Raw genomic sequence first — 18,854 nt, 5'->3', positions numbered from 1 at the left:
AACCAGCAAAGACGCCCCCCGGATATCCGGCGAGCGTTTTTTTGTTCCCCTCTTTAAGGTCATAACGCCACGCAACCTTTGCAGGAATAACACCGATTTTGTCGAATCAATAAATCTGTTTGAAAAATATTCCTAATGTTACAGTGAAGAGAGGTCATGTAAGTGAGAAGAACGTTGTATGTTCTCGTATTGTTCAGCATGCTGGTGGGACTTGGCTTTGCGGGCACGACGCACGGGATCGCTGCTGCCGAAGAGTCCAGGCTCCAGATCAGCGATATTGCGGGAAGAAACACCTACCTGATGAGCGATGGCTCCATGTGGTCCCTGATTGACGGACGACATGCCATACGGACGCCGGGTAAAGTTGCAGCCATCAGCGGTTATGAATACGAAGGCATTGGTATGACGCAGGATGGGCGATTAGTGGAATGGGATATCGGCAAGGGACCCGAGGTCGTTCCGGGAACAAGCGGCGTGAAGCAGATAGCGGGTTACTACTGGCTGAAGTCAGACGGTACCGTATGGAGCGGCTCGGAAAAAGCAAAAAACCTCAGCGGCATTTTGCTCATCGCCAATGCCGATCAAGAATTTGCCGCCTTGTCCTCCAACGGGGAGCTGTTACTGCAGGATAACTACAAAGATGGACAATTCAAGAAGCTCGGCATCGTGGAAAACCCTTCAGGGGTTAAATCCATGACGGTTCACAGCGGGCGTGTAGCCCTATTGCGTGACAACGGTGACGTGGTTGTATACGAAACGTCCAACTTTGACGATAACGGGCGCATCATACCAGTTACCGTCGCTCAGAATGCAGCTCATATCGTTTATGCTTCCAATGAGCCGACGGATCTTCTGATTGTGACGCTCCAAGACGGAACCGTATGGACAACCGGAGTGTATAAAGACCGCTGGAAGCTCAAGGAGCAGGTCTCCGGACTGAGCGGGATCGTAAAAACCTCCATTTACGGAAATGCAAAGGATCTATCGGAGGGATTCTATGCGCAGCGCTCTGACGGAAGCTGGATCCATCACCAGGATGGACAGAACAAATCGGTTGATGTGCCTGTCGTTAAGGCCGTATCGGTTTCGGTATCCGATGCCAAGCCTTATGTAGGGGATATCCTGGAAGTCAGTATCCAGGAGACTTACACGAACGGGGCCAAAATCAAAGTACCGATTAAAGATGCCCAGATCGATATAGAGAAACCTTATTTGATGAACATGCAGAAGAATGGAACACTGAAGTCTGCGGGCGTTGGCAAGACACAGATTACGGTAACCTCGGGTGGTCTGTCCAAATCGATAACGGTATCGTCCAGCCTGCGCAACAATTTGAAATATGCAAAACAGATCAACGGGAATATCATGGTGCCGGCGAAATCCGTCATTCAGGCACTGGGCGGCGCCTACTCGACCAAAAACGGAGCCGTGGAGGCCAAGTTCGGAGAGACCGTGCTCTCGCTTACAGTAGGCAGCAACCAGGCCAAGCTGAATGATAGTCCGCTGCGCCTAAAAGCAGCACCGATCAAAGGCAAAGGCGAGCTGCTGATTCCGGCCGCCGTGTTATCCGATGTTCTGGGTGCGAAAATCAGCTGGGATACCAAGTGGAAACAAGCGAATATCTCCTTCGGAAGCGATGCAGAGATGACCATTGTCTCTAACGAAACGGCTGGTTTGATCAAAAAAGCCATGCAAGGCAGCTTGGTTAAATTCATCGGCCGAACGTATTGGGTGAATGATTTCGAAGACCTGGAACGCTTCTCGAAATTATCGGTAACCGACATTTTGCCGGACGACAAAGGCGAATTCAACGTGATCTTCAAAACGGCATCAGGAAAAACAGTGAAAAGCTATCCTATGCGCTCTTCGGAAGTGCTGCAGCTGTTTGCAGACCGTTCTTCTTTATTAAATTACGACCCTTATCAAAAATACAAATGGTCCGCATCGGTCTGGAAACAGATTAAAGCAGGCCAGGTTTCCCTCGGCATGACAAAAGAACAGGTGCAGCTTTCATGGGGGAACCCGGCAGCCAAGGACATTACCACTGGCGGCGGTAAAACCATTGAAACCTGGGGGTACTCGAATTTCGATATCGTATCTTTCGTAAACGGTAAAGTTATACTGATTATGATGTAACATGAGTAACAGGCCGGGGCCAGACCTCTGACCGGATAATATTCGTTCTCCCAAGAACAGACCACTCTTCTCGAGCGGTCTGTTTTTATTAGTGATGTTCTGATAGACGGTTAAAACGATGATTCATGACAAGTCATGAAAGCCGATTCTCGCTTCAAAAAAACAGGACCGCCCTAAGAAGAGGCCATGCCTCTTTTGGACGGTCTGTCGTTGTGACTGCTCATGGTGCTCGGTATCACTTATTGATTCAATTGGTTTGTTCACTCAAAAGATGGATTAGATAAATGCGCGAGTAATGATCACCAACAAGATGAATAATACCAAAATAGCACCTACAGAAGAGCCATATCCATAGCCACCATAACCTTCTCCTACTCCGCTCACATGAATCCCTCCTTTTTTGAACATACCACATGTTATGTTGGTTCCGCTCAAATGAACTGGGCTGCCACCTGTTCGGGTTAAGAATAATGAATCAGCCCATGCCTTGGAATCTGCCGGATTTGGATTGAACATTTCCTTTGATTCCGATATGAAAAAGGCGTGGTTTAACCGTCGTTCCACCACGCCTCATGCGATCACTAATTGTCTATACCTGCGAAAGTTGTTCTTTTTCATCCCGATCGGTCTCAGGATCTGAATATACAATTTTTCTGCGGCGATCGACCAAACCTTCCTCGCCCAACTCACGGTATTTGCGCATCCACACTTTCAGCCGTCCGATATCTGATATTTGTAAGGCGGATGCCACTTCTTTCTTAGTCATACCTTCCAGCCGCATGGCGACTGCCTTTTTCTTCGTTTCGAAACTGTAATGATGGAATGTCTGTCCCTTTTTCGCCATGATTATCACCTCTTTACTACCTTTATCGGCTATCATCGACCTTCTTTCAATACCTAGGGCCTATTCCGACATGCGCATGCCTTCAAGGTCTATAGAACCGATGGTATTTCCACCTAAATAAATCCATGTTATGGTATAATTTGTGTTACAACTTTACATAGAAATTGAGGGATCTCTTTTGTTTAAACTCATCATTTTTGGATTTCTGTTCTACATCTTCGGTAATCCGATTACGGCGATCCTGGTGCTGCTTCTCATCGTGTATGTGCTGGATCGCCGTTTTGTCGGGGTATTTCCCAGTTTGACAAAGCCAATCAAACGTGCACGGAATATTTCCAAGCTGCGCAGACAGATTGCAGTTAGCCCCAGCGACGTTTCATCAAGACACGAGTTTGCCAGATTACTCTTGGAGCGCCGTAAGTATGGGGAAGCCCTGGAGCTGCTGGAATCCATAGCATCCAGTCTAGAGGACTCCGCCGAATTCTGGGACGATATTGGAAATGCACGCCTGCATACCGGCAGCATCACACAAGGGGAAGCGAATATTATGCGGGCCCTGGAGATTAACCCGAGGGTTAAATATGGCCGGCCTTTTCTTCGGCTTGCTGATGCATTTCGGGATTCGGATCGGGAGAAGGCGCTCCATTATTTGGAACAGTTCCATTCCATTCACTCTTCCTCCAGCGAAGCCTTTTATTTGCTTGGTTATATGTATCAATCGCTTGGAAGGACTGAGGATGCCAAGAAGTCCTATCAGGAATCGCTGGATGTGTATCGGTCACTGCCGAAATACAAAAAACGGCAAGAACGTAAATGGGCGGTGCGAAGTTTTTTTAGGAAATTATTATAAATCATAAGTGATTATATATAAACCAAAGGGCGTCCACACGGTCAAGAGACCATGGGACACCCTTTTTTTGATCATTCGGTTTTCTATGCAAGTGGCTTGTACCCAAGTCGATTTAATTGTTCCGCGATCACCCGGTACCCTCGGCCATTCGGGTGTAAACCGTCCACCGACATCAGTTCTTTCTCTCGGCCAGAAAATTGTGTGTAAATATCAGCTACGCGAAAATAGCCGTCGCTTAACCCCATCAAATGCCGATTGAACCGAATCACGTATTCCGTCGCCTCCGTCCAGGCCGGATATGGATTATACAGACCGATAGCGCGAATATAATAAGGTTTGCTGACTGGCGACTTTATTTTTCGGATATGTTTGACGATATTAGCCACATGATTCTGACATCGATACAAGGCAGCGTCCAGCACCTCCCGATTCGGTCGACCTCCCGTGGATTTTACCGCACGTATCAAGTCATTGCCTCCGATCGATATCGTGATGATCTGGGCCTGCTGCAGATGATAGCGAAACGTAGGAAGCTGAACTACCCGATCGTATAACTCATCCGAGGTTAATCCGTTGACCCCGAGATTCTCATGGGCCACGAACTGGCGAAGCTTCTCCTCCGCCATCCGACGGTATAACGGAACAAAACCGCTGCCAGGCATCGCCCCAAACCCAAAGGTCAAGGAATCGCCGACAGCGGTATAATGGTACACCAACATGTTCACCCCCTGCCCCGCTCGTTACGACATTATATGAGGGATGCCGCCATTGCGAAACGGGTTTATTGTCTTGAATGGCAATTTTAATTACACTCCAAGACGGCAAACATGCTTTTAATCTGAATAGCTTATTCTTCGGACTCCTCCACCTCGTAGATGCAGCGGAATCTTTCAACGCCCGGATACTTCTCTCCCAAGCTGTATACCTCAAAGCCGATACTGCGATAGAAGTTTACGGCTTCTTCGTCCGTTTCCGCAATCACTCGGGCCGGTTTAGGCTGAACCTCAAGGAGCAGCTCCAAAATCAATCCGCGACCATATCCCTTTCCCCGATTCTCCGGAAGAACGGCAAGATGCCGAATGGTAAGCTCGTCCTGATCGATATCAAAACCGATGACTCCTAAGAGAAGCCCATCCTCTTCATATCCAAACAACCGGCTGCGGCCCGTCTGATAAGAAACTGCAGCCTGATCCACCGCTTCCGGATCCGGAAATACCGAGTAACTGAGCAGTTCCTTTACTTCGGTTTGTATCGCTTGCACCGTTATATCTTTAAGCATACTTATCTCCAATCTAAAACTTGTATAGGTCTACAACATCTTCTCTGCACTGATTCCCAGCTTGCGCAGCAGCATCGCCGCCTGCGCTCGCTCGTCCTCCGACAAACCGCTAAGCACCTTAACCATCAATTCCTGATGCTGAGGAAAAATGGCTTCGAAGAATTCTTGTCCCTCTGCGGTAAGCTCAGCATAAATAACGCGGCGGTCCTCAGCGGAAGCCCGGCGAACCAGCAGGTTTTTCTTTTGAAGCTTATCCACCACATATGTAATGTTACCGCTGGAGATGAGCACCTTCTCCCCAATTTTCTGCAGCGGCTGCGGTCCTTTGTGATAGAGTACGTCCAATACACCGAATTCGGTGGAGTTCAATCCGTGACTATTGATGCTGCGATTCGAATGTGTCATAACTGCGTTATAAGCTCTGGCAAGGACAACCAATAAATGTAACGGGGTATCCTCGTGTTCTTGAATATCCGACATATTTCACCCTCCGAGAGATATCATGTTATTAAGGTTAATGAACGCCGGATCAACTGTCAAATGTATTCTTTGCTTCTATGCTCCCGGAATGCAGTATCCGTACCGTTCCATCCTGGCAGCCTATGATCGCTTGGTCGGCCATACCGATAAACAGCCCATGTTCAACCACGCCCGGAATGACGCCTAGCCGGGAGCTCAATTCCTCTGGGTGGGCAATATGCTGAAACCGGCAATCAGCAATATAATTCCCGTTATCCGTAACATAAAACCCTTCATCTTGCTTACAACGAATTTGCACCGTACAGCCAAGCTGGGCCAGTGACCGAACTGTCCACTCATAAGCAAAAGGGACAATCTCAACCGGCAGCGGAAAAGCGCCGAGTTGAGCTACGGCTTTCGCTTCATCTGCCACAATCACGAGCCGTTCGCTGTGAAAAGCAGTGATCTTCTCGCGGAGAAGCGCTCCACCCCCTCCCTTGATTAACCGCAGCTGGTCGTCCAGCTCATCAGCCCCGTCAATCGTCAGATCCAAGCGATCGATCTGATGTATGGGCGTCAGGGATATTCCTTGTTCCATCGCCAGCTTCTCCGAAGCTTCAGAGGTAGCCACGGCCTGGATCGAGAGTCCGGATCGGACCATCTCGCCGATTTTGAGAATGGCGTAATAAGCGGTTGAGCCTGTACCCAGCCCAATCTTCATTCCATCCTGCACATACTTGGCGGCATGCTCCGCCGCCATTTTCTTCATATAATATTCACTCGTCATGTGAACCCCTCTTTCGTCTTAAGCTGAAGGAAAAGCTGCAAACCCGCTTGGCTGCTCTTGAAGAGAACAGTCCGGAGCGAACCTCCCTTCTCAATCAGGAAGCCCGCCTCGACGATATGATCACGATGCTGGAATGGGTACTGTTTGAGCCAAGCGGATCCTATCATATGTAAAGCCGACTGACAAACGTCAGGGGCGCTAACTGCGCCCCTGACGTTCATTAAGATTACAGAATTTATAATTTTTCAGCGGAGCTGAAAATTCTATAATCGCAAAAACCTACCTTTGAATCGCGGTCGCTCATCCTTGAAAAGGCCTCGATGGAGGTTTGTTTTTGGGGGTCCCTGCAAAGTATTTGGAATAAGCATCGAAGCATAGGCTCCACTTTGTGGGGTTATTTTATATTTGCGCCTCCTTCTCCTGTGTGTACTGCTCAAGCCAATGGACATAGAGCTCTTCATTATCAGGAGAAAAACAAACGAAGTCAATCCGATCCAGGCGGTTATCCGGCAAATCTTCCTCAAGCAGCTTCGTAACCGCCTTTAACGCAACATCACATGCCGGAGCCTTAGGATACTCATAGATACCCGTGCTTATATTAGGAAAGGCGATGCTTCTGGCACCCACCTCGATTGCAAGCAAGAGACTGTTGCGGTAGCATTCCGCCAGCGTATGCTCCTCACGCCGTCCACCGCCCTCCCATATTGGGCCGACCGTATGAATGATATGCTGGGCAGGTAGCCGACCTGCACCGGTAATCACGGCATTGCCTGGCGGGCAGCCGCCTTGCTGCTTGCGAATTTCCATGCACTGCTCCATGATCTCCGGGCCGCCGGCGCTGTGAATTGCGCCGTCCACGCCTTTTCCACCCAGCAGTCCCGAATTTGCAGCATTGACGATAATGTCGCCCGTCCATGTCGTAATATCGCCTATAAAGACGGAGACCGATGTCCTTCCGATTATAAATGTTTTCATTTCGGAAAATCTCCTTTCGGTCTTTTATTTCTCTATTACCCCGCAAGTGGGTGGATTGACCCTGTTTGCCTATTCTGTTCTGGGCTTTTTTTTCGCAGCTGCAGACAGTCGATCGGTCAAACTCTTCTCTTCCGCTCCTTGCAGCGCTTCCTCCACCGTACGGTAGAACATCAGCGTGCCGGTATCCCTGGCCTTCGTCAAATGATGAAGAAACACATTGCCGGCTTGCTCCAGCTTCAAATCCTCCGACTCATTCTTGACCCGGCAAAGATATACCTTCATCATGCCGCCTTGTGGATCGCGAAATTCCATGACGCCGATGGGACTCATCGATCTTTTGTCCTCCTCCGTGAACTGATGCGTCATATAAACGGTATATTCCGAAGCAGGCGGAGGAATGTATGCTTCCCGTTTTTTATCCGCAATTAATTTGGAATTCATGAATGCGATGTAACCCGCCGCCGCGAACAATAGAATGCAGGCAGCAATTGCGATATTGAACATGTATGTCTCTCCTTGTATATAATCATCCATCAGGCATTAACCTAAAGAGTTCTTCTCTATAAAAACACCCGTAATAACGCAATAATCAGTAAATGCAGAGGATAAAATGAACGCCATACCCAGCGACTCACCCGCATATACTCTAGTTTCTTCCATACATGCGGACCATAGGCTATCACAGCCGTCGGGATGACACTCCACATCTGAAGCTCCCAGTTATTAAGGAACCAGAATAACAGGTTCAACACAATATGAAGCGGAACAAGCCAGCTGGCCTGGGCATATCGGAAAATCAAGATCAACAGCAGGCCGTAAGCTCCGTAATCAAACGGAAATTCGCTCATTAGCGCACAGGCGGCAACAACAATCATCCATGATAACAGCTGGGAATCCGATCGTTCCAGCACATACAAAACGATGGCTCCAGCTACCAGAGTAATGACTACATTCAACCCTTTAAGATCCAGCGCAAGCTGATAGGGAATTTGGGAGATGGCCGCAATGACGGCCAGCCGAATGATATACTTGGGTCTCGAAGAAGTGTAGCGGTGCCCCTGAACGAGAGCATAGACGTAGATTGGGAAAGCAATGCGGCCGATGATTCTCCAAATCTCCTGATGCGGAAAAAACACAAGTCCTACATGATCAATCAGCATCGTCAGCATGGCGATCCACTGCATGATAACCCCCTCCTCGCACTCGAAGATGTTGAATCTATATGTACTTGAAATCGATATATCTATTATGGGTTGCAACACTGGGACTTGCAAGCGAAGAAACATGAAAGAACTGGATATCCGGCATCCATGTTCAATATCCTCTATAATAAGAACAACAGCAACTTGAGAAGGAAGAGCGCTTGTTTGGATCAACATGATACAGATGGAGGTGACGGCCGTATGGAAAAGAAAAAGAACAACATGGCCCTTGGGATAAGCATGGGGATCGGCGTTGGCGTAGCCCTTGGCGTTGCCATGGATAATATCGCTATCGGCATAACGATCGGTGCCGCCATCGGCATTTTGTTTGGCTCAACCATGTCAAGCGATAACAAGAAGCCCCCTAATGAATAAACAGAACTTCAAATAACAGTAAATAGACCACCCGATTCTTGCCGGGTGGCCTGTTTGGCGTTCGTTTCCCTCTATTTCAATACAGCATGAATTTCTCGAATGTTCCCGTTCCGAACTTCATGAGCCAACGCTCCTGTAAGGAGGGGTCCATCCACCTTGATCGAATCCCCTCCCACCGTGATGAGAGTTAATCGCTGAATCGTAACGCCGTCCTGGCCATACGTATTTGCTGCGCGCTCGCTGCGATACGTCACCTTGACGGAACCAAGGAAGGTGAACGACACTTCTTGATTCTCGTCAAACAGCCAAGCCGGAAGCAGTGGGTTCAGATGCAGCTGAAGCTGGCCGCCTTCGTAACGGAATACCTTCTTCCCTGCCATCATCGTAATCCACATGCTTAGGAATTCGGCCGTCGATCCGCTAAGCCTTGCCACAAAACCTCGTCCATGCACGTGAGGATCCGGATTGACGCTGCTGGCAATGAACGAGGAATTCTCCAGCGTGCTGCGTCCATAAACCGCCGGGTCCAGAAAAGGGACAAGGGATGTTTTGATTTCCGAGAAAAACTCGTCATACAATCCGGCTTTTAATAATGAAAGCAAGTATTTATAGGTCATATGCAAAAATACGGATTCCCGCTCCAGCCACCCGGCTGTAAATGCACGGATGCGCCCGATTTCATCGGTTTCGCCTGCCAGGCTGACGGACGTTTTATACATCCCCAGCGCGGGATCATACAGATCGGAAGCCTTGATCCGATCATACATCGTTCTCGCCTGGCCTTCATCAGCGAGCTTCATTCCGCGGGCCGGTGCCTCCAGAAAATGCGGGAGCGCATATGCCTTGAATTCAAGCACTTTTGCCGCGGGCAAACCATAGCGGGTAATCACTGGGTTCCCCGCTGCATCCCGAACCTCTTCAAAGCGCTCGGCTTCAAAGCGGAAATACGTTGGCACGATTCCGCCTCCCATCTGCTCGGCACGCTGAATCCCTTCTTCGATTTTGTCCAAGAATGCCGCGTACATGACCTTCACGTTTTTCACCGACATCTCAACCTCCAGACCGCTGATCCCGTACCGGACCGATGCACGATAGGATTCACGCTGCCCCGCTACCAAGTCCCAATAACCGAATGAATCCAATGAGCCGGACTGATATTGCTGTACGGCTTCGTATACACTACCTAAGTAAGACGCGATCTCCTCCGGTACCTGAATCACTTGATGGCCACACCGCTCGGCCGCATCCACGATAAATGCGACCAAACGCTTCAATTCCATCGTTTCGCTCATACCCGACCCAAACAGTCCCGGCAAGCCGTTCATTGCGTCATTCCAGCCCGGCTTGTTCGCCTCCATCTCTACCCCCATCCCGTAAGGATCGAGTGTCGCCATTTTATTGAGGGACAATGAGATCATTTTGACAAACAGATTCGTGCGGTACATGCCGCCTAATCCGCCATCTACCCGCAGCCATTTCGCCGCGTTCCGTTTTCTGCCGAGCTTATTCAGCTTCTCCTCGTCCTCCAGCAGAGCACCATATTGCCGAACCTTGCCTCCTCGACTGATCACAACCTTCTCACTCCGCGGAAGGACGTACACCGGGCTGTCAAAGAACGTATACGTATTCTCCTCAAACAATAGTTCCTCATAACGGTCGGGATAAATATTCAAGTAGGTATCAACTAAATCCATATTATACGTCCAATGATCCGACCAGAACCCTTCCCCGAACGAAGCTGCAAAATGCTGATCGGATATCGTCAACAGCCCGGATAAGAACTGTTCCTCGCTAATCTCCAACCTGATGGCTTGATCCGAAATCGCGTTGATGATTTTTCCTGGCGTATAGTCCCCGGCGCATGCCTTTGTCAGCTTCTCATAATCTTCCTCAGCCGCGGAAGCGCGCAGCAGCTCCTGCAGCTCCTCCTCCTTCCCTTCACTCACGCGAAATTTCGTCCCTTCTACGCTAAGCGGGTTATAACCGTCGGCTTGAATGAGACTGAAAAACATCCGGATATTGAACGTGCCCACCTTCGGGTTAAAAAACACGTCATTTCGTCGATTCTGATTCATATCCCGGAAATTGCCATTCCCTTGTGAATAGTACTCCGGCGCAAGAGAGAAGAAGTTATAATCCCGCTCCAGATCCCCATGCTTGCGGGAGTATAGATGGACAACGGCCCCTTCCTTCCCGTTATCGAATAGGAATGGATATCCGCCCCGCAGAAAATTGTCCAGATAGGACTGACGGCTATATTCGTCAAATAGGGGTAATCCCGTTTTGGTGGCCACATCCTCGGTTAATTTCCGGGTCAACGCCGAGGCCTCCTCGCGTTTACGGAGGATATAGGCAGGAGAACACAAATCTTTGGAACGTTTATTGATTTTACCGATATCGTTCACATGACCAACCAGTGTATAAACGGTCGCCGTCTCCCCAGGCTTAAGCTGAGTCGATAATCCGCTGAATCCGCATGGTACTTTGTTCACGGCATAAGGCGTGGCGTTCAGCAAAGCTTCCACCGAGCTCACAGCAAATCGATCAGGGTGGATCAAGGAAGTGTTTCCGCCAAAGATCAGCTCAAAGTCTACAAGGGGTTGGAGCAGCTTCCCATGCTGATCAAACGACAGATAGAAGTGACCGCTCGTAACTTCGCTGACTTCCGCCTCGTCGTGCGTACTGGAGCGAACTTTATAGAACGGGATCCCCTGATCCAAGTTCTCCACTTCCATCCAGCTCCGCAGCAGATTGCCGACCTCCTTGTACCCGCTATTCTCGACACCGTAAGGCAGAATCTCCGGCATGCCGTCCAGCAGTTCAAGCGATACAGTCCCGGCTCCGATATTCGTTACGCTGACCTTGCGAACAAGGGCGGCAAAATCCTCACCGGGCAGCTGAAAATACGACACCGAAGTGCGAAGTCCTTTACCGGCATGCTCCTCCTCAATGACCAGCTCATTCTGACGAATCAGCATCGTTCTCTTCGCTTTGGAATCCGGCTGAAAGGATTGGAACGGCTCATAGAGGGGCGTTGTCCCCGCCATCTTGATAAACGTGCGGAAACCGGTAGTCGAGACATTCTTATACGAGATATTCGCCGGGGAAAATTCCATGATTGGCGAGTTCTTATCGCGTATGCCGAAGCTGCATATTCCCTGACCCCGATTCACATAAAAGGTCCACATTGGAATCCCTTTCAAGCCTGCGATACCCGGCAGAAAGCTGGAAAACGGTTTGGCAAGATCATACTGCTCAATAACAAAGGTATCCTTCTCAAAACGATAATTTGACATGTTAGATCCTCCTTTAATGGGTCATAATCGACTCAACTCTAGAGTCCGATTACTTTCGAAACCGGTTTCGAAAAATGGTAAAAATGAGTCCTGCCTTATATTTCACCTAGGTGACCGGGTGGCAGGATTCCCGGATAATCAATTGAACTGGCAGCATAACCGACTTTACTGTTGCGTCTTGCTCTTCGATGGAAGAAAGAAGGAGCTCCGCCGCAACGGTGCCCAGCTGCTCCGTATCCTGGCGTATGGTCGTTAACGCAGGGGTGATGTAACGGGACATTTCAATATCATCAAAACCAATGATGGACACATCTCCCGGTACATGCAGGCCATGTTCCTGAACGGCACGAACCGCTCCAAGTGCGAGTAGATCACCTGCCGCATAAACAGCAGTCGGCCTCTCTCTAAGCCCCAGCAGCTTCTTCATGGCTTCGTATCCGCTCTCGGTGGAGAAAAAATCGCTGCCGGTTATGTACTCTCCCCTTAGATCCAGGTCAAGTTCCCGAAGGGCTTGCTCATAGCCTTGTTGGCGCTGTTCGCCTGCAAACGTATTCAATCCGCCCGATATATGGGCAATTCTGCGATGTCCGAGCGAATGCAAATACCGAAGTGCCTGCATGCTCCCTCCGATATTGTCGGAGTAAACCGAATGCACATGTTCCGGTGACGAATCCAGAATGACGCACGGAATGCCGCTATCCAGCAGCTCCTGGAAATCGGGATCCTCGCTGCTCGACAGAATGACGACCACACCGTCGACGCCTCGGATTTTGCAATGCTCCACATAACTGCTTCTTCGGCCGCCGACATCCTTGGAGATGAACATCAGATCATACCCTTTGGATACGGCAATTTTCTTAAAGCTTTCGATAACAGCTCCAAAATAGGGGTGACGAATCCCTGCTCCAGTGGCTTCTACAAAAAGAATACCAATGGTCCAGGATCGCTTCGTTGTAAGCGATCTGGCGTTTGCGTTTGGAAGATAGCCCATTTCCTTCGCGGTTGCCAGGATCTTGGCTCTCGTCTTCTCCCGGACATCCGGATAGTTGTTGAAGACTTTGGACACCGTCGTAGGCGAATAGCCTGTTTTCTTGGCAATATCATAAATCGTAGTCAACCTTGGAATCAGCTCCTGCACCTTCGCCGGCATATTCTAATTCAAATCTATCTGATATTAGATTCTACCTGTCCTGGCAGGCTCTCGTCAATGTTATTCCGCACGGACGGACTAGCAGGAGCCGAACCTTCGGTTATCAAAAAAACAAATCTTCTAGGACAAGCTGGCAGATGCGGTCTGCGGTTTTGCAGGACTTGCCGTTTCCTGATGGCGAATCATCAGAACGCAGATCAGCGCGAGCAGCATGCTGCCAGCGGCACAATAAAACAGAATCGAATATCCCATGCCATCAATGAGCTTGCCCAGCAGAGGCGGTGACGAGATCGCCGCCAGCGAGGATACCAAATAGTACATTCCTGTCCGCGTCCCAATGCTGTCCTCCGATCCGGTAGATACGATAAACGGATAGGAGTTAATATTGATGCAAGCCCAGAATAACCCACCAACAGTCAGCAATACACGGAGCAACACCATTGATTCAACCCATGGTACAAGCGCAAAGACAATCAACAGTCCGCTGACGCCGATCAGAATCATCCGTTTCTTGCCGAATTTACCGCCGAGCCATCCGCTTGGAATGGCGAACAGAACAAAGGCGAGTGAAAAAAACGTTAAGGAAAAGGAAGCCTGCGATTCCGTTAGCCCCATCTCGTTCTTCCCGTACAGAGTAAACAGCGTCTCAACTCCCTGATAAGCGACAAACCAGAAAAATATAGCCGCCAAGAGCAGCACCGTCGTCCGATTGAGCTGACTCTTAAAGGAAACTTTAGTTTTGGCTTCCGTCTGAGCCTGATAGCCTGGAGCGTCGCGCTTCTCCTGGATAAATGTTCTCAAAATGAACAACGACACCAGCGTTATGCCGGCCGCTGCAATAAAAGGTAGGGAGCGATGAGCGCTATACAGTACCGAGCCCACGCCAAAAGCCAGTATAGACCCTATGCCGCCCATAAAGTTAATGATGCCGTTGGCCCTCGTGCGTCGTTTCTCCTCCGTAATATCCGGCATTAGTGAAACGGTAGGCGAACGATACAGGCTCATAGCCAGATTCATGAGGACCATGAACAGTATCAATGTTGCCATCCCGGTGTGAAACGGAATGATTGCGGTAAACAGAGCGCCAAGCGGCATTCCGATGAGCAGGTAAGGCATTCTTCTGCCATACCGGGTATGAGTACGGTCGCTTCGACTTCCAATCCATGGCTGCAAGAACAAGGCAAAGTAATTGTCGATCGTCATAAAAAAACCGATCAGTGCGACACTGGATATGTAATCCTCCAGAAAATAGGGCACAAACGCATTGTAGAGCGCCCAGGTAATGCTAATGCTGAAAAAGCCAAATCCCAGCAGCCATGTTTTTTTCACAAAGTCACGCTCCCTTGGTTTGTAGCAATCCCCCGAGTACATCCGGATAATCCGTAATAATGCCCGCCACGTCTGCATCGATCAAGGCTTTCATCTGTTCCTCGTCATTGACAGTCCACGGGTGATAGACAACACCATGCTGCTTCGCTTCCGCTACCCATTCCGGTAGAACTGCGCGATGGTATGCATGAAGCGCATCCGCTTTAGCCAATTTGGCATACTCCCACGGTTTGTATAACCCTTCTCCATACAGCAGGCCGGTACGGATTTCAGGATCAATATGTTTGCACTCCACCAGGGAATAATGATTGAAACTTGAGATGACGATTTGCTCTGACATTTTGTAGTGTCTTACGGTCTCGATCACGCGCTTTTCCAGCTCAGGATATTGAATCGACCCGTTCTTCAGCTCAATGTTCACGATCGTGCCACGGTTTTTCGTTAATTCCAGCAGTTCTTCCAGCAGCGGAATCCGTTCCCCTTGAAAAGCCGCTCCAAACCATGAGCCTGCGTCCAACTTGGCCAGTTCGTCGTATGTATAATCTTTGACTAGCCCCTCAGCCCCCGTGGTACGGGCAACACTCTCATCATGGATCAGAACCAGCCTTCCATCCTTCGTCATCTGAACATCGGTTTCAATCCCGGTAGCTCCCTGCTCCAAGCCTTTGGCAAAGGCAGCCATCGTATTCTCGGGGCATATAGCCGATGACCCGCGGTGTGCAAAATTAATCAATTGTGACATTTGTACTTCCTCCTGAGTGGTTAGAAATTGGTTTGTACTATAAATATAGCTCGCAATTGTTAGAGCTATGTTATCATTCCATTTTTCATATTCCACATCGTTTTACGAAACCCTGTCATGCAGACAATTAATTTTTTGAATGGTTTGACTGATTTGCATGTCAGGCATATAATTGTTTAGACAACTATTTTTGAAAACTTGAAAGGAAAGGTGTGACTTGTTTCTTGAAAGTACCTAAACGCAACCCCTCCATCGGTTTTCATCTGGGTTACACCTATCGCCGCGCATCCCATTTGTTTGCTAACGCCTTGAAGCCCTATGATATCACCCCTGAGCAATGGCTGGTGCTGTACCACATCGGAGAGCACGAAGGGTTAAATCAAAAGGAAGTTGCCGCCAAAGCGGACAAGGACCAACCGACCACTACCCGCATTTTGGATCTGCTCGAGAAAAAAGGATACACCCGCAAATCCGTTTCGGTAAACGACCGAAGAGCTTTCCAGCTCTATTTGACGGATACAGGCAAACAATTGATCGAGACAACCACAACGATCGAAAGTCAGTGCGGAAGCCAGTTAATCGAAGGCATTGACGATCATCAATTAGAGATGTTCTGGGACACACTCTCACGCATCAATACCAACATACACAACTTAGAGAATAACAGGAGTGATGTTTCACATGAATGAAATAAATTCGAAACAACGATTATGGACCAAAGAATTCATCACCTTGATGGTCAGCAACCTGTTTCTGTTCCTGACCCTGCAGATGATGCTGACCACGCTGCCCGCATACGCCAAAGAGGCGTTTATGGCAAGCCCGCTTCAGGTCAGCCTGATAACCAGCCTGTTCGCCTTCAGTGCGATCGCTTCCCGCTTCGTGTCAAGCAAAGCGCTGGAAAAAGGAAAACTGCGCCTGCTTCTGTACGTCGGGCTGTTGATATCACTGGCAGCCACGCTCGGCTATTACTGGGCATCCGGCATCGCCTTTCTGCTGCTGATGCGCGTTTTGTTTGGCATCGGCTTTGGCATGACAAGCACCTCGTTTCCTACGATGGCTTCAGACGTCATTCCTATCAAACGACTGGGCGAGGGCATGGGGTATTTCGGATTATCCACTACACTCGCCATGTCGATCGGCCCGATGATCGGCTTAACGCTCCTGCAAGACGGGGGTTTCACACCGCTTGTGGTCATCACCGTCATCATCAATGTACTTATCTTCCCGCTCGCCTACGTTCTGACGTTAAAATCGGCAAAACGAAACACGGAACGCCCCTCAGCAGTTAAACCTCGAGTGGAGGAACAACCAAAGGGTTCATTCAATAAGAAGCTGATTCTACCCAGTATCCTTAACTTTTTGATGTCCATTACGTACGGCGGACTGCTGAGCTTCATGGCGTTGTTCGGCGCCGAGGCTCACCTCCGGAATCCCCAGTATTTCTTCTTGTTCAATGCCATTGCCATTATACTGGTACGGCCGTTCTCCGGCAGAATCTATGACCGGTATGGGCACAAGGCGCTGGTTATACCCGCTGCTGTTCTGATGGTCACCGGTTTGTTGTTGCTGACCTTCGCCTCATCGACGGGAATTATGCTGTTATCGGCATTATGTTATGGCCTTGGCTTCGGTGCGATGCAGCCGTCCATCCAGACCTGGATGATCCAGGAGGTTCATCCGCTCCAGCGCGGCATGGCCAACGGCATGTTCTTCAACTCCCTGGATTTCGGTGTCGCTATCGGCTCTATCGCGCTCGGCTCCATCGCCAAATCCACTTCGTACACGATCATGTACCGATATTCAGCCATTGCGCTAGTGCTGTTGATCCTGATTTATATCGTCATGCAGGCAACCGGCAAATCGCGCACTAAAGCTACATCAAAGCTTGAGGATACCGAACCCACCGTTGCAGGATAACGGGGGTTCGAAAGCGAATCCAATTTTTTGGCATCTCTTTGATTTCATTCGAATATTTTGCACGCATCAAGCTCTGACCTACCGGATCGGACCCGGATGGATCATGCAGAGCCCGTTTACTCGATTATACGAGTGGACCTTCGTTCCCTATGCTCCCGATCCGTACCCGAATATGAGAGAAAGGTCTTGTCCATTATTTATGGACAAGACCTTTCTTTTTCAAGCCCTGCGGTTTCTTGAAATCCACTCGGTATGAATTCCCTCCGGTATCGTCTTCCTTCGCCTCCGGCTTCACGGCGAATAATGTAAGCAGGCCACCTACAGCCGCGACGGCTGCCAACGTGCCGAACAGCACCCAATGATTCGCCCCGAGCAGCAGTGAAACAACTGGCGGACCGAGCGATACGCCGATAAAACGCATACTGCTATATAGGGAGGTAATGGTACCGCGCTGCTCCTTCTCAACACCTTCCGTCAGCAGCGTGTCCATGCATGGCAGTACCATCCCGATCCCGATGCCACCAAGCGTCATCATGCCGACTACAAAATAGATCTGTGCACTAAATCCGGTTACGATCAAGGAAGCCGTCAAAATGGCCATGCCCGCGAAACCGGTCCACTTCTTAGCCGCTTTATTTTTGCCCGTAAATTTACCGGCTAAATAAGATGAAAGACATAACAAAGCTAGCGGAATCGCAAGCACCAGCCCTTTCACCACACCGTGTAAATGGTAAGTGCTTTCGAGCGTTTCCGACAAATAGAAAAGAACGCCGAACACGCCAAACATCGCGATGCCGCCGATGGCAAATATGGCATACAGCCATCTTCCCTTCTCGTGCAAAACCTGCTTGGTTGTTTTTAAAAACTCGTGAATGGATTGTTTGTCGTTGTCGTTCGACTTTGGCGTCTTCACAAGAAAAATGACAAGCACGATAGAGATCAAGCATAGAATCGGAATAGCTATAAAGGGCAAGAACCAAATAAAACTTCCGAGCAGGGCACCCAGTATCGGGCTGATTACCTTGCCAAACGTATTGGAGGTTTCGATAATACCCAAACTCTTACTGACCTCTTCTTCCTCTTTAAACATGTCACCGACAAGCGGAATGACAATGGGGAATGCCCCGGCAGCACCAATCCCCTGCAGAAACCGTCCCGCCAAAATAACGTAATATGCCGCCGTCCCACTCAGCATCCAGGCTGCCACAGCCGAGACAGCTCCGCCTAATGCCGCAATAATTAAGCTGGGGATGATGATCTTCTTTCGTCCATACCGATCCGATAAATAACCGGCAATCGGAATCAGTAAGATGGCTACAACAGCATATACTGTTATAAGCATACTGACTTTGAAGGAACTGATCCCCAGAGCTTTTGAAATCTGCGGCAAGATGGGAATCAGCATGGAATTGCCCAAGGTCATGATGAGTGGTATGGATGCAAGGGCAACCAGATCCCATTTCTTGTTTTCCATGAGAGAAGACCACCTTTGCGTTATCTGTCATCCATA

20 protein-coding genes are annotated in these 18,854 nt (G+C 49.3%); 6 read left to right on the top strand and 14 right to left on the bottom strand.

Features of this window, described 5'->3' with window-relative positions; all coding sequences use genetic code 11:
• Positions 1-162: 162 nt before the first annotated feature.
• Positions 163-2,136 (top strand): stalk domain-containing protein, encoded by a 1,974-nt coding sequence (locus tag AB4124_RS19985; protein WP_441973981.1) that lies wholly within the window; start codon positions 163-165, stop codon positions 2,134-2,136.
• 276 nt (positions 2,137-2,412) lie between these two features.
• Here AB4124_RS19985 and AB4124_RS19980 read toward each other — a convergent pair whose 3' ends face one another.
• Both AB4124_RS19980 and AB4124_RS19975 read right to left on the bottom strand, forming a co-directional pair.
• The gene (locus AB4124_RS19980; RefSeq protein ID WP_233355008.1) at positions 2,413-2,520 is read right to left on the bottom strand and encodes a YjcZ family sporulation protein; all 108 of its coding nucleotides are present in this window, start codon (positions 2,518-2,520) and stop codon (positions 2,413-2,415) included.
• Positions 2,521-2,725: 205 nt separating this feature from the next.
• On the bottom strand, positions 2,726-2,980 hold the full coding sequence (locus AB4124_RS19975; protein ID WP_076325039.1) for a helix-turn-helix domain-containing protein: 255 nt from the start codon (positions 2,978-2,980) through the stop codon (positions 2,726-2,728).
• A gap of 178 nt (positions 2,981-3,158) precedes the next feature.
• On the opposite strand from AB4124_RS19975, the gene AB4124_RS19970 reads away from it, so the two are divergent.
• Entirely contained in the window at positions 3,159-3,830 is a 672-nt protein-coding gene (locus AB4124_RS19970) for a tetratricopeptide repeat protein (protein ID WP_441973980.1), read from the top strand.
• Between the two features lie 83 nt (positions 3,831-3,913).
• Here AB4124_RS19970 and AB4124_RS19965 read toward each other — a convergent pair whose 3' ends face one another.
• From AB4124_RS19965 to rpiA, 4 genes are all read right to left on the bottom strand, one after another.
• Positions 3,914-4,549: a GDSL-type esterase/lipase family protein gene (locus tag AB4124_RS19965; RefSeq protein WP_076325041.1), complete on the bottom strand. Its 636-nt coding sequence runs from the start codon at positions 4,547-4,549 to the stop codon at positions 3,914-3,916.
• Between the two features lie 128 nt (positions 4,550-4,677).
• Entirely contained in the window at positions 4,678-5,109 is a 432-nt protein-coding gene (locus tag AB4124_RS19960; protein WP_441973979.1) for a GNAT family N-acetyltransferase, read from the bottom strand.
• Positions 5,110-5,139: 30 nt separating this feature from the next.
• Positions 5,140-5,589, bottom strand: coding sequence for a MarR family winged helix-turn-helix transcriptional regulator (locus AB4124_RS19955; RefSeq protein WP_076325043.1), 450 nt, complete (start codon positions 5,587-5,589; stop codon positions 5,140-5,142).
• Between the two features lie 49 nt (positions 5,590-5,638).
• On the bottom strand, positions 5,639-6,355 hold the full coding sequence (gene rpiA, locus AB4124_RS19950) for a ribose-5-phosphate isomerase RpiA (RefSeq protein ID WP_441973978.1): 717 nt from the start codon (positions 6,353-6,355) through the stop codon (positions 5,639-5,641).
• Positions 6,356-6,402: 47 nt separating this feature from the next.
• On the opposite strand from rpiA, the gene AB4124_RS19945 reads away from it, so the two are divergent.
• Positions 6,403-6,528, top strand: coding sequence for a hypothetical protein (locus tag AB4124_RS19945; protein WP_441973977.1), 126 nt, complete (start codon positions 6,403-6,405; stop codon positions 6,526-6,528).
• Positions 6,529-6,754: 226 nt separating this feature from the next.
• On the opposite strand, the gene AB4124_RS19940 is transcribed toward AB4124_RS19945, so the two are convergent.
• The 3 genes from AB4124_RS19940 to AB4124_RS19930 all read right to left on the bottom strand — a co-directional run bounded on the left by AB4124_RS19940 (position 6,755) and on the right by AB4124_RS19930 (position 8,514).
• Entirely contained in the window at positions 6,755-7,330 is a 576-nt protein-coding gene (locus tag AB4124_RS19940) for a macro domain-containing protein (protein ID WP_076325045.1), read from the bottom strand.
• A 69-nt stretch (positions 7,331-7,399) separates the two neighbouring features.
• Positions 7,400-7,834 (bottom strand): hypothetical protein, encoded by a 435-nt coding sequence (locus AB4124_RS19935; RefSeq protein ID WP_441973976.1) that lies wholly within the window; start codon positions 7,832-7,834, stop codon positions 7,400-7,402.
• Positions 7,835-7,890: 56 nt separating this feature from the next.
• Entirely contained in the window at positions 7,891-8,514 is a 624-nt protein-coding gene (locus AB4124_RS19930) for a TraX family protein (RefSeq protein ID WP_379404774.1), read from the bottom strand.
• 219 nt (positions 8,515-8,733) lie between these two features.
• Between AB4124_RS19930 and AB4124_RS19925 the strand changes: the two genes are divergently transcribed.
• Complete coding sequence (locus tag AB4124_RS19925) at positions 8,734-8,907, top strand: hypothetical protein (protein ID WP_441973975.1); 174 nt, start codon at positions 8,734-8,736, stop codon at positions 8,905-8,907.
• Positions 8,908-8,978: 71 nt separating this feature from the next.
• Here AB4124_RS19925 and AB4124_RS19920 read toward each other — a convergent pair whose 3' ends face one another.
• The 4 genes from AB4124_RS19920 to AB4124_RS19905 form a co-directional block, all read right to left on the bottom strand.
• The gene (locus AB4124_RS19920; RefSeq protein ID WP_441973974.1) at positions 8,979-12,203 is read right to left on the bottom strand and encodes a cellobiose phosphorylase; all 3,225 of its coding nucleotides are present in this window, start codon (positions 12,201-12,203) and stop codon (positions 8,979-8,981) included.
• Positions 12,204-12,309: 106 nt separating this feature from the next.
• Positions 12,310-13,320 carry a LacI family DNA-binding transcriptional regulator gene (locus tag AB4124_RS19915; RefSeq protein ID WP_441973973.1) on the bottom strand — a complete coding sequence of 337 codons (1,011 nt, stop codon included), beginning with the start codon at positions 13,318-13,320 and terminating at the stop codon, positions 12,310-12,312.
• A 153-nt stretch (positions 13,321-13,473) separates the two neighbouring features.
• Positions 13,474-14,682 (bottom strand): SLC45 family MFS transporter, encoded by a 1,209-nt coding sequence (locus AB4124_RS19910; RefSeq protein ID WP_076325050.1) that lies wholly within the window; start codon positions 14,680-14,682, stop codon positions 13,474-13,476.
• A 4-nt stretch (positions 14,683-14,686) separates the two neighbouring features.
• Positions 14,687-15,424, bottom strand: a complete 738-nt coding sequence (locus tag AB4124_RS19905) for a glycerophosphodiester phosphodiesterase (RefSeq protein WP_076325051.1) — start codon at positions 15,422-15,424, stop codon at positions 14,687-14,689.
• A gap of 224 nt (positions 15,425-15,648) precedes the next feature.
• Between AB4124_RS19905 and AB4124_RS19900 the strand changes: the two genes are divergently transcribed.
• Both AB4124_RS19900 and AB4124_RS19895 read left to right on the top strand, forming a co-directional pair.
• Positions 15,649-16,113: a MarR family winged helix-turn-helix transcriptional regulator gene (locus AB4124_RS19900; RefSeq protein WP_379404783.1), complete on the top strand. Its 465-nt coding sequence runs from the start codon at positions 15,649-15,651 to the stop codon at positions 16,111-16,113.
• Positions 16,106-17,344, top strand: a complete 1,239-nt coding sequence (locus tag AB4124_RS19895) for an MFS transporter (RefSeq protein ID WP_441973972.1) — start codon at positions 16,106-16,108, stop codon at positions 17,342-17,344. Before AB4124_RS19900 ends, AB4124_RS19895 begins: the two co-directional genes overlap by 8 nt.
• A 193-nt stretch (positions 17,345-17,537) precedes the next feature.
• Here the strand turns inward: AB4124_RS19895 and AB4124_RS19890 are convergent, their stop codons facing one another.
• Entirely contained in the window at positions 17,538-18,842 is a 1,305-nt protein-coding gene (locus AB4124_RS19890) for an MFS transporter (protein ID WP_441974193.1), read from the bottom strand.
• Between the last annotated feature and the right edge of the window lie 12 nt (positions 18,843-18,854).

This window comes from Paenibacillus sp. 2KB_20 (genome assembly GCF_052115765.1).
In the GTDB taxonomy this organism is placed as follows: Bacteria; Bacillota; Bacilli; order Paenibacillales; family Paenibacillaceae; genus Paenibacillus_AQ.
This window is presented reverse-complemented; position numbering and strand designations above follow the sequence as displayed.

Coding starts and splice junctions, on each gene's coding strand:
- AB4124_RS19975 (WP_076325039.1), bottom strand. CDS start 2,980: ATGGCGAAAAAGGGACAGACATTCCATCATTACAGTTTCGAAACGAAG.
- AB4124_RS19965 (WP_076325041.1), bottom strand. CDS start 4,549: ATGTTGGTGTACCATTATACCGCTGTCGGCGATTCCTTGACCTTTGGG.
- AB4124_RS19960 (WP_441973979.1), bottom strand. CDS start 5,109: ATGCTTAAAGATATAACGGTGCAAGCGATACAAACCGAAGTAAAGGAA.
- AB4124_RS19955 (WP_076325043.1), bottom strand. CDS start 5,589: ATGTCGGATATTCAAGAACACGAGGATACCCCGTTACATTTATTGGTT.
- rpiA (WP_441973978.1), bottom strand. CDS start 6,355: ATGACGAGTGAATATTATATGAAGAAAATGGCGGCGGAGCATGCCGCC.
- AB4124_RS19940 (WP_076325045.1), bottom strand. CDS start 7,330: ATGAAAACATTTATAATCGGAAGGACATCGGTCTCCGTCTTTATAGGC.
- AB4124_RS19935 (WP_441973976.1), bottom strand. CDS start 7,834: ATGTTCAATATCGCAATTGCTGCCTGCATTCTATTGTTCGCGGCGGCG.
- AB4124_RS19930 (WP_379404774.1), bottom strand. CDS start 8,514: ATGCAGTGGATCGCCATGCTGACGATGCTGATTGATCATGTAGGACTT.
- AB4124_RS19925 (WP_441973975.1), top strand. CDS start 8,734: ATGGAAAAGAAAAAGAACAACATGGCCCTTGGGATAAGCATGGGGATC.
- AB4124_RS19920 (WP_441973974.1), bottom strand. CDS start 12,203: ATGTCAAATTATCGTTTTGAGAAGGATACCTTTGTTATTGAGCAGTAT.
- AB4124_RS19905 (WP_076325051.1), bottom strand. CDS start 15,424: ATGTCACAATTGATTAATTTTGCACACCGCGGGTCATCGGCTATATGC.
- AB4124_RS19895 (WP_441973972.1), top strand. CDS start 16,106: ATGAATGAAATAAATTCGAAACAACGATTATGGACCAAAGAATTCATC.